This window comes from Zobellia sp. OII3 (assembly GCF_002211465.1).
GTDB lineage: Bacteria > Bacteroidota > Bacteroidia > Flavobacteriales > Flavobacteriaceae > Zobellia > Zobellia galactanivorans.
In genome coordinates this window covers 1-12,203 of sequence record NZ_MWRZ01000003.1, presented here as the reverse complement: position 1 = coordinate 12,203, position 12,203 = coordinate 1, and the positions used below count along the sequence as shown (strand labels likewise).

10 protein-coding genes are annotated in these 12,203 nt (G+C 43.3%); 5 read left to right on the top strand and 5 right to left on the bottom strand.

Going from position 1 to position 12,203, the window contains the following annotated elements; translation table 11 throughout:
- Positions 1–30: 30 nt before the first annotated feature.
- Both B4Q04_RS10805 and B4Q04_RS10800 read right to left on the bottom strand, forming a co-directional pair.
- Positions 31–1,974 (bottom strand): T9SS type A sorting domain-containing protein, encoded by a 1,944-nt coding sequence (locus B4Q04_RS10805; protein ID WP_088696821.1) that lies wholly within the window; start codon positions 1,972–1,974, stop codon positions 31–33.
- Between the two features lie 152 nt (positions 1,975–2,126).
- Positions 2,127–5,069, bottom strand: a complete 2,943-nt coding sequence (locus B4Q04_RS10800) for a carbohydrate-binding protein (RefSeq protein ID WP_161496066.1) — start codon at positions 5,067–5,069, stop codon at positions 2,127–2,129.
- A 1,128-nt stretch (positions 5,070–6,197) separates the two neighbouring features.
- Between B4Q04_RS10800 and B4Q04_RS10795 the strand changes: the two genes are divergently transcribed.
- The 4 genes from B4Q04_RS10795 to B4Q04_RS10780 all read left to right on the top strand — a co-directional run bounded on the left by B4Q04_RS10795 (position 6,198) and on the right by B4Q04_RS10780 (position 9,612).
- Positions 6,198–6,623: a hypothetical protein gene (locus tag B4Q04_RS10795; RefSeq protein WP_123772362.1), complete on the top strand. Its 426-nt coding sequence runs from the start codon at positions 6,198–6,200 to the stop codon at positions 6,621–6,623.
- Positions 6,624–6,636: 13 nt separating this feature from the next.
- Positions 6,637–7,449 (top strand): helix-turn-helix domain-containing protein, encoded by an 813-nt coding sequence (locus tag B4Q04_RS10790; protein WP_088696818.1) that lies wholly within the window; start codon positions 6,637–6,639, stop codon positions 7,447–7,449.
- A 74-nt stretch (positions 7,450–7,523) separates the two neighbouring features.
- Complete coding sequence (locus B4Q04_RS10785; RefSeq protein ID WP_013994006.1) at positions 7,524–8,099, top strand: NAD(P)H-dependent oxidoreductase; 576 nt, start codon at positions 7,524–7,526, stop codon at positions 8,097–8,099.
- A gap of 100 nt (positions 8,100–8,199) precedes the next feature.
- Positions 8,200–9,612 (top strand): alkaline phosphatase D family protein, encoded by a 1,413-nt coding sequence (locus B4Q04_RS10780; protein ID WP_088696817.1) that lies wholly within the window; start codon positions 8,200–8,202, stop codon positions 9,610–9,612.
- 24 nt (positions 9,613–9,636) lie between these two features.
- On the opposite strand, the gene B4Q04_RS23085 is transcribed toward B4Q04_RS10780, so the two are convergent.
- Together B4Q04_RS23085 and B4Q04_RS22445 are read right to left on the bottom strand one after the other, a co-directional pair.
- A complete protein-coding gene (locus B4Q04_RS23085) occupies positions 9,637–9,768 on the bottom strand; it encodes a hypothetical protein (protein ID WP_262508233.1) in 132 nt (43 codons plus the stop codon).
- Positions 9,769–9,956: 188 nt separating this feature from the next.
- Positions 9,957–10,166 (bottom strand): hypothetical protein, encoded by a 210-nt coding sequence (locus B4Q04_RS22445; RefSeq protein ID WP_123772361.1) that lies wholly within the window; start codon positions 10,164–10,166, stop codon positions 9,957–9,959.
- Between the two features lie 553 nt (positions 10,167–10,719).
- Between B4Q04_RS22445 and B4Q04_RS10775 the strand changes: the two genes are divergently transcribed.
- The gene (locus B4Q04_RS10775) at positions 10,720–11,718 is read left to right on the top strand and encodes a hypothetical protein (RefSeq protein ID WP_088696816.1); all 999 of its coding nucleotides are present in this window, start codon (positions 10,720–10,722) and stop codon (positions 11,716–11,718) included.
- 96 nt (positions 11,719–11,814) lie between these two features.
- On the opposite strand, the gene B4Q04_RS10770 is transcribed toward B4Q04_RS10775, so the two are convergent.
- The coding region (locus B4Q04_RS10770; protein ID WP_236631007.1) for a transposase at positions 11,815–12,203 on the bottom strand (389 nt) is incomplete at its 5' end.

Sequence of the window (12,203 nt, the reverse complement as noted above, 5' to 3'; positions counted from 1 at the left end):
CTTGTATGTACCGGCAGGGCGGCCTTTGTATTACTTCTTAATAAACTGAAAGCTATTTTTTCCTTGAACGGAAAGGATGTAGTTTCCTTTTTTCAAAGGGGAAACATCTAAAACGGGCTCGCTTTGTTTGACAACTTCCCTTAGCACGATATTGCCTAGGAAATCGTACACGATAAGCTCTTCCCCAATATTCACATGAGACACGCTTATAAAGTCGCTTGCAGGATTAGGATACACTTTAACGATGGGATCGCTTCCTACCGCTTCCATACTTAGGGCTACATTTTCCGTAGCGGCATTACAATCTGACTTTAGGGTAAGCTTGGGCGCATTGCTGCCTTCCTTAGACCAAAACGATACATCGTTACCACTGCTTTGCTTTACGATCAGGGTGATGGTCTCCCCTGCCTTTAGGCCCGATAATGTCCATTGGTAGGTTTTCCCCTTGGCATAGGTATCTGTCAAAACGCCCAATACTTGGTCTTCCTGTGGCCGATTTGAGGAAGACAGGTTATCTTCCGTCCAATTGTTCGACTTGCCTTTTATAATTTCTATTCGTCCGTTGCCATTGTCGGTAGAAACCGTCAAATCTAATTTAGCGTCGGTAATTGCAGGTAGATCAGCGGGAAGGGTAAATTTGAGAAAGGAAAGCCTTTTATCCTTTTCCACCCTAAGTTCATTGGTATTGAATCTTGTAGTGCCCTGCAGGTAAGCATCCGTATCGGCAAACACGGTTCTAGAAGCATCACAAGAATTGCCCCCGCCGGTATTTCCATTCAAAACTATGGGATAGAGCGTCCCTCCAGATGGGGTTTGGCTTTGGGGCAGTGCGGGAAAATTTGTAGCGGGATCCTTCGGTTTGATTTCCTTCGGTCCCTTATACAATAGATTAGGGTCTGACCAAGGTCTCTTGTTGCCATGGTTTTCTTCTAGACACTGGTTTTTGAATATAAAATTGGGTTTTTCGGAGTTATCGTGCTGAATGGACCAAGGCCCCATAATAGCGTAATAGTTAGGTTCCTTATTGCTATTATAGACGGCATTGGGCGTATCTGCCTTAGAGTTGGGCATATCATAGGGCAAGGTGATCCTGTTATTCTCGATTAGGTTATTCCCCTTATCGCCACTGTGGAAACTTACCTCTTGTCTAAAATCGTTGTCGTACACCACATTGTATTCTACGTTCCCCCCTTGAAGCGATATGTGTCTCAGATGGGTAACCTGGCAGCCCGTAATGAGATTATAGGCCCCTTGTATAAAAAAGTATCCTTGGGCCCCTCCGGCTTTTTTGTGTGCTCCGTCTACCCGCAGATCCCTTAAGGTAATATGGTTAGCAGGAACCCTCACAGGGTCTTTGGCGGAATTTATGATATCGACCTTGTCCAACCAACAATCTTCCGACTTATTGAACTTCACCGATATATTATCGTTGTTCTTTAATTCGTCGTTGGCATCTAGGCTATAGTTCCAGTCGTATTTTGGTTTGCCCCAACTACCTTCGATTGTCAAGGTATATATGCCGCTTTTTTGGACCTTATAAAAACTAAAGGCATCGCCATTGTTCATCTTTACGATACACTTTACCCCCGTTCTACTCTCTCCTATCAAAGAGACATTCGATTTCATCACCACTCGTTGATCAATGGAATAGGTACCGTTTTTTAAAAGAACGGCCACCAATCCACTCGTTTTTGATGCGTCGACGATAGCCTTGTTGATGGCTTCACTATCGGCACCACTTGTAAGGGTTTTTACGACCTTGACATCCTTTAGAAAGGGAATTCCGCCTCGAACCCCTGCCTTTTGCCATTCCTTCATCTGTGGATAGCGGCTGTCATACTTGCCCGTATCAAAAGTCACCCCTGGGTCACCTACCCTTAACTGGGCACTCACATGGTACACCGTAGACATCAGCAAGAACAAAGTGCAAAGCACTTTAGGCCGAGTATGGCGCATATAAAAATTAACTTTCATAACACATTGATTTTTTATCTATTAACAAAATAAACAACAAGCCTTTTTTTCGATGCGTTCTTATATTCTACCATGCACAAAAAGGCTTATTGTCCCCTATAAAGATGTAAGGGCCATTCGGGATAGGGTACCCGAAATAGCCCTTAATTTTCTTATTCCTTAATAAACTGTAGACTCTTCTCTCCTTGAATGGAAATGATATATACGCCCTTTCTTAAGCGGTTTATATCTAGAGATACATCGGTACTTTGAGACACTGTTTGAAGCACCCTATTTCCCGAGTAGTCATATATCACCAATCGGCTCCCTGGTTTAATACCCGAAACGGTAATATAGTCTTGGGCCGGGTTAGGATAGGCCACAAGTTTTACTTCCGCAGTCGTTTCGGCTGTAAAAAGGGCACTTGCCGCACTATCTTGCTTATCAAAATCAAGGTGGTTTACATTGAACAAATAGCCCGTACCACCGGCAAAATCGAGCTTAAGGTTTTGCTCGCCCGCCTGCAGGTCAACCGTGGTCGTCAGTGTGGTCCATGTTTGCCATCCGCCTGTATTGCCAACGGTAAACTCACCTACTTTTACACCATCTGCCTCTATATTGATTTTGCCACCGGCCGTTTTACTCGCTACCCTTGCCTTTACTTCATACGTACCGGCCTCGGCAATAGTGACATTATAGGTGACATAATCTCCATTTTCTATATAGCCGATATTCTCACCTCCATTGGCATCGGTAGTATTCTCTACCTCAACCCCTGATTGTGTATCGAAGTTTTCAGCCTCTAAAAGCCCGGGAATGGCTATGGAATTATCTATGGCCCCTCCATCATCTTCACACTCTAGCTCTAGAATCAGTTTTGGGGAATAGGAACCTTCCTTTGATGAGAAAGACACATCGTTGCCGCCCGTTTGCTTCAAGACCAAGGAAATGGTCTGGCCGGGCGTAACACCGCTCAGGTTAAAAGTATAGGTAGAGCCCACGCTATAGGTGGTGTTCAAGGACCCTAATTTTGTACCTTCGGCAGGTTTGTTGCCACTGGAAAGATTGGCCTCGGTCCAGCTATTTGAGCTTCCCTTATAAACTTCTATCAAACCACTGCCTCCATCGCTACCTACGGTAAGTTCCAATTTGGCATTGGTTACCGTTTTGGTGCTTGCAGGCACCGTAAACATGAGGTAAGCGATCCGGTTTCCACTCTCAACCCTAAGTTCACCACTATTAAACCTAGTGCTGCCTTGCAGATACGCATCTTGGGTCAATGTAGCATTAAGTTTATTATCGCAGTCATCTACATTGCCGTCGCTATCCTTGCTTGTGATCAAAGCCACCCAGTCGTTATTGTCAGGGGCCACCAAATTAGACCCTAGGGTCGATTTCGCCGTAAGGTCGTCGCCTGTTCTTGGATTGAACCATTGCACATCGTACTTATTGTTCCCCGCAGGCAAACTCAAAGAGGTACTTCCACCGTTAGGCCTGTAAATAGCGTATGTTTTTCCCTCTCTTGCAAAGACATAATCATTGCCATCTGCCGTAACACCATCGTCGGAAACCATGTTTTTTAAGTCCCCCAAAAGGTTGTTCTTAAAAAATTTAAGGGCGTAGCTTCCCTCTTTGTACTTCACCCCTCTTTTTCGGTGGTCTTCACCGTTAAGGTCTCCGTCGTCACTGGTGTAACCACTGTAATATTCGACACCGGCACCACCGGCCAATAAGGTAGCCCAAAGCACTTTTTCACGGACTTCCTTATCGGAAACCCTGATACCTTCGGAGGCACTACCTTGCTCATCATTGGCAACCACCCATTTTCTACCTGCATTTTTAGAGTTTTCTACCCATCTACGAACGTCTTTATGAACGTTGGTCTTACTGGTCTGAACCGATACCCCTGTTAAGTTGGACTTATTACCGATCAAGGGATTGTATCTTTGATCTTGTTGCCCTGGGTAGGTATGCAATACAATATGATGGTCGTATGGATCCACATCTTTAATGTAGTTTACCGTAGCCTTAACCACATCGTCCTTGATCGTACTCTCTTCCGACAGGTTCCAGTTCAAGGCCAAGTGGTGTCCGAACCTTGCGACCAACTCACGGTAGTACAGTTTTCTTTCCCTTCCAAAAGTATGGCCGTCCATTTTTTCGCAATTTTCGGCCTCCATGGTCTTAAAGTGTAGGTAAACCCCCTTTTTATCGGCATATTCCATTACCTTTTCCCATTGTGCGAGTTTAGATACGTCAAAACGATCTTTGTGCAATTTGTCCCATTGCCCCGCTTTTCCGGTACTGCCATAGTCTTGGGCCGAAACTTTTAAAACATGGGGAAAAACGGCACCATCATCGCCACCGGCCGCCCAGGTTAAAAAGGACATTACATTGGCGCCTTGACCCGATAAATAATTTACGGATCCCAAAATTCCTTTACCCTTTCCACCATTCCAGGTATAGGCACTTGCGTCGGAAGCTACGTAGTCCTTTTCATGGGCTTGCCAGGTTTTACTTTTGGCATTACCGGCCACCGTTCCCGGAGTACCGTCAAAGTCAACATAGTGAAAGCGGTTTTCCGGTGAATCGGCACCGACTTTTAAAAACCAAGGGCCGTTCGGTTCTGTCGGATTTGTTCCGATATGCTTTAAATAGTGTTCTCCCACGTATTTTAACCTTCCTAGGCCCTTACTTCTAAAATCCCTGCCAGATTTGTCCGACTCGGCAATACTAAATGAACCGGTTGCCCCATCCATAAAGCCTCCACTCGACCCTCCACCATTGATCGCTACATTTGTTCCCGACTTAAAGCTGGCGGTCCAATTCCAGTTTCCTACATCATCAGGGGCAAAATGCACCCGCCATTTATTACCCGAATCACAACCTGTGTTTTCCGCATCGCCACAAGCGGCGTAATATCCGGGAACCGTATAACTCCTCCCACTGCCACCATGGGTAAAGGTTACCTCTAAACTATAATCGGAAAACGGATTTGGGGTCGAGGTTTCGGTAGTGCTCGGTCCGTTAAAGGTCAACGATAACTTATGCCATCTTTTTAATTCCCCGTCTGGAGTCTGGGCGTTCGATACTGTCACCAACAGTAATAACGCCATGAATACATTCGATTTTAAAAAATCCATAAAACACAAAATTTAATGTTGTTTAATTAAATACCAATGAATCAGTCACAACTACTATCCTAGGTAAATCAGGGCCTAACCGTTTATTTTCGCTAACCGAAAGACACAACTTTACCTTACCACTTAAGTTTATTGGTTAAAACAGTTTGAAAACAACCACCTAACACCCATCTTTTCAACAAAAAAAATGGAGGAAACAGCGCTATGATTCATTATATATAATGGAGTAATACCGGAAAGAACACCGCCTTAAAGATCCATGACGATTTGTAAAACCTGCCGTAATCGCAAAAAAACGATTCAGAACAGACCTCACTAGGTTCTAGTTTACAAGGAAATGGAAACCACTATATCTTACATTCAAAAATACGTGCATCCAGACTCCTATCATTTCGCGTATACTAATACACCCATGAAGGCACAAACCAGAAAAGGATCATAATTAAATTGGTACTGCTTTCGGTAAAACAGTTAGACTAGCAAATCAATTTTAAGTTAAATTGAATTCGATCAAACTTGCCTTGACAAGTTCTACACTCACTAGTGCAAATAGAGTAGGTCTTAAGTAATAATTTTCTCATTTCATAATGTAATTAAGTTCATAATAAAGGGCGATCAAATTTAAAGAAATTTCTTACCTGTCAAAATTTTTAATTGTTAATTTTACGAATTTCCGTAAACCAAAGCTCTTTACAAAAGCTATCGCTATGACAAAAAAGACTGTACAACAACACATTAACAGTTCTAAAAGGGCCTAATATCGCATTAAATGTAACTTTTTGCTTCGTCTAAAAAATCACCAATACCTCAAAAATAAATCCCATAAGAATAGAACAAAATACATTACATTGTAAGAATTAACTGATTCATATATCATTTTAATATATAGGCATATAGAAGAATAAAACCTATGCTTTACTCCAACAAAAGACAAAAACGAAGCCCTCCCCATAAAGACGAGCAGAAAGGACACCCCCGAAGCCATGTATAAAAATAATACTACTTTAGTGGTATCGCCGAGGATAGGGTTCCCTAGGTATTGAAACAGACGCACATACCCAACACCCCTTCCTTCTACGACCGCATCAATCGATTTGAACCGTGAAAAAAACTATAGGCTCCACCCTTCTATTTTTAAGTTTAATGGCATGCCATTACTCAAACCAACTCCGATCAGACCGTCTGTTGACCGAAAAAATCGAAGCGGAATTCAGCTCGAAAAAAAACATAAACGACTTGGGCAAAATTGACGATTTTGAATGGACCGAACTCCTGATCCTTGCGCCCTACACCTCCATAGATGCCGTTGAAAGCGAACTCGACCTCGACCTAGAATCCTTGGGAAAAAATAATATTGAATACCTCGACTCCATATACCTTCTTGTATTTTTAAACCAAAGAAAACCCGTTAAAATTGCGGAAATTTCAATTCGTATCGGAAGCTTTACCAACCCGGGCCAAATCATTGCGAGGAACAGGGCCCAATTCACAAAGACCCAAAGCGGAAGCAATCAACTTATCGAATAAGCCAAGTCTTAGAATGGAAAGCAAGCATCCCGACCAAAACGGCGAAAGAATAGAAGTCCCCAAAGATTTCCAAGACGTCTTCACCCATTTCTATAGGGCCGAAAATCAAACGGAACAATCCATAAGCCACACCCTTCTTCCCCACTTTCAAATTATCATGGTCTTTAGTTTGGGCACCCCAATTCAATTAAAGACGGCGGATGACACTCAAATAAGCATTGAAAAATGCCTTGTTCTTGGCCCCTTGAAACAGGCCTTTGATTACACCCTTGCCCCAGGTTCCGACATGCTGGTGGCGAATTTTAAAGACGATGCCTTTTACCGCTTCTTCGGTAAGGTTATCTTGTCCGACTATCTCCCCATACACCCAGATGCGCTCTTGGGCGAAAACTGCTTTACCAACCTCTGGCGACTTATCAAAAACGCAAGCCCTGGCGAGCGGGTCGACCTGATTCTCGATTTCTGCAAACCCTACCTAAGGGAGAGCGATACGGCTTTTCAAAACATTTCGGACCATACGGAAGACTACACCGTGTTCAACCCTATTAAGATTATCGCCCAAGAAACCCAACAGAGCGAAAGAAGCATTCAGCTCAACCACAAAAAATACTTTGGCTATACCGCCAAGGAAAAAGGCCGGTACCTAAGATTCGTCAAGGCCATTTCGATTTTGCAAGATTCAAGTTCACCGATACATTGGTTCGACATCATCGAGACTTGTGGCTATTACGACCAAAGCCAGCTTATACACGACTTCAAGCACTTCACCGGCCATACGCCGACCCAATACCTCAAATTCCAAGAAAATATCTGCAAGCCCGAATAGCATTTCGTTTTCTTACAATTACGGACCAAGGCCCTGGGCTACATTTGTTTCATCAATCTAAAAATCTACGGAAAATGAAGCATCTTATTATCTACGCCCATCCGAATGCCGCAAGTCTCAACCACCATTTGAAACAGACCGTAATACAAACCCTTGAACAGGGCGAGCACCAAATTGAAGTAAGGGACCTCTATCAACTCGACTTCAACCCCGTTCTTTCCTTGGCCGATATGGCCGGACAACGCAAGGGCGAGGTTTCCGAAGAGGTTCAAAAAGAACAAGAATACATCACCTGGGCAGAGCATATCACCTTTGTCTACCCGATTTGGTGGACGGGAATGCCGGCCATCATGAAAGGCTATATCGACCGGGTCTTTAGCTATGGCTTTGCCTACCGCTACGATGGGGGCGTTCAAAAAGGACTCCTCAAAGGAAAGCGAGCGACCCTTATCAATACCCATGGAAAATCGCAGGCCGAGTACAAAGGCATAGGTATGGACAAGGCCCTTTCCCTGACCTCCGACACCGGTGTGTACGGGTATTGCGGACTCGAAATAGCGCAACATTTCTTCTTCGACCAAGCGGACAGACCATCGCCCGAACGCATTCAAGAATGGACGGAAATGCTCATAGCCTCCTACCAATACTAATTCCGGGGGCCTAAAGTGTTTGGAATTGGTATATTTATACTTCCTGTTCGACTTTACCAAAAGTTGGCCACAGGAGACCACAAGCTATACCTAAACCCACATGAAACGAACCATTACCCTAGTACTGCTGAGCATCGGACTTTTTACGGGCGCTGCCCAAGACGACACCGAAGTCTATTTTACCACCGGATTCAAAATTGGGGAAGTAACCGATACTTCCGCCATTCTTCTCACCCGGCTTTGTAAATCGCCCCAGCCCGTGGCCGTCTACCACAAGCAACAGGATAAGGTATTTAGGCCGCCCATCGACTTTGACAACAACATGCCCATTTCTAAAATGGAAGGCGCGGTTGAGGGCGCCTCGGGACAGGTAAAGATCAGCCTAAAATCAAAGGACACCCTGATCAGCACGGAATGGACCTATGTTTCGGGCTATAGGGACTTTACCCTAAAACGAAAGTTTGAGGGCTTACGCCCCAACACCCATTACGACATACAGATCCAAGGGAGAAAAAATGCGGAGGCCCCGCTGGCGGAAATAAGGGGATCCTTTACGACCGCCCCGGCCGCCGACCAGGTGGTGCCGGTATTTTTTACCTCATCGACCTGCCAGTTTTATTGGTCGCATGACGATGCCGTTCGCGGTTTTAAAATCTACGACAGCATGCGAAAACTAAACCCGCTCTTCCATTGCCAAACGGGAGACTATGTGTATTACGACAAACCCGGGCCCATGGCCTACACCGTAGAACTGGCACGACACAAATGGCACGCCATGAATTCGTGGCCCGCCCTCTTCGATTTTTATAAAACTACCCCCGCCTACCTACAAAAAGACGACCACGATCTACTGAAAGACGATGCCAATCCGTATTCCACGCCCTTTGGGGAATTGAGCTATGAGGATGGCCTGGATATTTGGCGGGAACAAGTGCCCATTATCGACAAACCCTACCGTACCTTCAGGTGGGGCAAGGATGTACAGCTATGGAACGTAGAGGTACGGGAATTTAGAAGTGACAACAAATCTCCCGATGGAAAGGAAAAAACCATTTGGGGAGAGGAACAGATCGCTTGGTTCAAGGAAACCGTTGAAGCATCCGACGCTACGTTTAAGATCCTGGTCTCGCCTACGCCGGTCGTAGGGCCCGACCGCTCCAAAGGCAAGTATGACAACCACTCCAATACCTCATTCGCCACGGAAGGCAAATGGCTGCGCCAGTACCTGGCCGACCAAAATGTATTGGTCATTAACGGTGACCGACATTGGCAATATGTTTCCGCAGACCCTGTAACCGGACTACGTGAATTCAGCCAAGGGCCGGTAAGCGATTTTCACGCCCAAGGATGGAAGCAGGAAGACAAACGTCCCGAACATAAATTTCTAAGAGTACAAGGTGGATTTTTAGCGGTAAAGGTGTACCGCGAGAAAAAGGATGCCGTCATTGAATTCATCCATTACGATGTAGACGGAAACCAAGTGAACAAGGAGGTCATAAAGAAACGGGTATAGCTTCTTTAAAAGCTCTAACGGGTATTACAAAGGAAGCTCCCTGCTCAAGACTTTCAGAATAAAGAAAACGGACAGGGAAATAAAGAAACATACGACCATCGCCAAGGTATCCCCTCCTTCTATACGGGTCTTAAGCTTTATATACATGGCTTTCATAACCTATAATTTACTACAAAGTTCCCGCTTATTTCAGGGCAAGGGGCAGAAAGCCGACCAAGTGGACCTATAGAAGATGAGCGGCATAGGGGCCATATATGGTCGTAAAACCGATACCGCACAGCGAATTTATTCCCCTAGCTAAAAAATGGGACCCTAAACCCCAAAATCCCCGCTACACCACTACCCTACAGGTTTTTAGGATTCCCCCCAATGGAATGGAACAATTGGGCCTTAGCCGAAAAAAACTTGTTCCCTACGGCATTCCTTTTTATTTCGGCATCTATGAGTTTGCTTTCCCGGGAGTTCACCAAAAACTGGGAACTCTCCCCAAAACCGAACTTGCGTTCTTCGGTGGCGACCATGGTATTGTAATTAAAAACCACATCATCTATCAAAACGTTTTGCTTTTTAGGGAAAGGATTAGAGACCCATCGCTCTGACCGAATAGCCCAAAATCATGGGAGGCCAGTAAAAAACAGAAGTACGGAAAGAGCACACTAAATAGGATAGCCATCAAACCCACACGGAAGCCGACCGCAAAAGCCAAGGAAATAGCGATATCTTTATTTTTTAGTCAAAATTTTAAGGATAGCGTACAAAACCAGGTCTACGTCTATAAATTCCTACGCTTTATCGAAAAGCCCTTCATATAGATCTGTGCCCTTCTCTTTTGTAGGGCTATTTTGCGATATTTAGCGTTCTGTAGGAAAAGGATGTTGGAGAATGATAGAAAAATGATACTATGGATTACAGCACTAGTTTTCGTTCAGATTTTAGCTACACTTTTTTGAGATTACGCTTTTCTGTAAGAATACAAGTGTAAGATTTTTTATATTGGCATGTATTTGGGCAAGCTAAACGATTACATTTATACCCAAATAAAGAGGTATATGTGTAATTGTACACATATACGTACGTTGTAAGCAAGCTATAAACATTTATCAATCAATGAAAGAAAGAAGACCTATTGATATAAAAAGAGAATCATCAGGTTCATTAACTATTGGGACTGAAGATGATGGAGCAATTGTAGAAATGTTCGAATTTGAAGGAAAACTTATATGTTTAAAAGAGAGAGCGATTTATGAATTTATGTTCGCAGACAGGATTGACCCTGAAAGAACAAATATTAACCTTCAACCCAATGCGCAAAGATTAATTCTAAATCAAGGTACAGAATCAGAATTAGTTTCTCGTGTTTTTATTACGGCAAAACGGTTATTCAAAACAGAATATTTAAAAAAAGAAATAGATACAGTTAAAGCTTTGAGTTTGGCACTCGAAGCTCTTCAAGAAATGGCAGTTCTAGAAATTGAGATAAATGAGTATTTACAATTAGAAGAAAAAGAAAATAATGAATATGAAGATGGGAAAGCAAAAAACTCCAACTTCAAGATACCCTCAATTAGTGACGTTGAAACTAGGTGTAAAACTATTTATCAAAAAGCTGACCACATTGAACAAATAATGTTGGACCTTGTCTCAATTTTTTATCCGGATGACAAAAACAATAATTTTGAGATATTCGAGAAATTCTTATTAGAAAAATATGGAGAGAATGATAGGTTTTACAATTTTATAAAAGAAGTACGCCCATTTCTATTACTAGTTAGGTCTTTAAGAAATTGTCTGGACCACAGACTACCTCATGTGAAAGTCTATAACTACGAACTTTTACCAAGTGGAGATATTAATACTCCAAGTATCGAATTAAATTATCGAGATAGTCAGTTGAATAGAAATTCTCTTTTCGAAACACTAAATGTTACAAAGAAAAATCTAGTTATGATTTTCGAGCATATGGTCGCATATTTAGCAGATAAAAGTGTTAGAAATAAATCACATAATCGAGTAAACCTAATTCCAGAAGAAACTAGGACTAATAAGTTTGCTAAATATTCTTTCTGGTCGCCTTTTGGAGAAGGTGGTTTTTATCATCAAAATTAGCAGAAAAGCCAGCTTACAACAAAAGTAACCGTTGCACAACCCCATAATCATTAAAATAACGACTCACATAACCGCTTTTTAAGGCGGTTTTATCTTTTAGACCACTGGCCAACCTATATTTTTTGGGTAGCCTACAAGTGAACTTTGAAGTGCTTGGAAGCAGTTTTTTGCGATGCGTGGCAAAACAAAGCTTCCCGCCCCGCTTTTTGAACGTTTTTCCGTGAATTTCAGGTACTTTTTCAGGTTGTAGGCAATCGCCGAGAGGTGCATGACCTTGTTCGCCTGTTTGAGCCCTATGGTGTTCACCTTCCTCAGCCCCATGAACTGTGTCAACGTTCCAAAAACGGGCTCTACCGTGCTCTGTCGTTTGCCTTTCATATATCTGCCCTGTTGGCTGTTCACCCTTTTGATGTTCCGCTCGTACTCGGCCCGGTAATAGGTGACCGAAAATTGTTTTTCGTTCACCTTGCCCAGACATGTGGATT

Excerpts from the sequence above, each read along its gene's own strand:
- B4Q04_RS10775 (WP_088696816.1), top strand. The coding sequence starts at position 10,720 with ATGAAAGAAAGAAGACCTATTGATATAAAAAGAGAATCATCAGGTTCA.
- B4Q04_RS10800 (WP_161496066.1), bottom strand. The coding sequence starts at position 5,069 with ATGGCGTTATTACTGTTGGTGACAGTATCGAACGCCCAGACTCCAGAC.
- B4Q04_RS10785 (WP_013994006.1), top strand. The coding sequence starts at position 7,524 with ATGAAGCATCTTATTATCTACGCCCATCCGAATGCCGCAAGTCTCAAC.
- B4Q04_RS10790 (WP_088696818.1), top strand. The coding sequence starts at position 6,637 with ATGGAAAGCAAGCATCCCGACCAAAACGGCGAAAGAATAGAAGTCCCC.
- B4Q04_RS23085 (WP_262508233.1), bottom strand. The coding sequence starts at position 9,768 with ATGAAAGCCATGTATATAAAGCTTAAGACCCGTATAGAAGGAGGGGAT.
- B4Q04_RS10780 (WP_088696817.1), top strand. The coding sequence starts at position 8,200 with ATGAAACGAACCATTACCCTAGTACTGCTGAGCATCGGACTTTTTACG.
- B4Q04_RS10805 (WP_088696821.1), bottom strand. The coding sequence starts at position 1,974 with ATGAAAGTTAATTTTTATATGCGCCATACTCGGCCTAAAGTGCTTTGC.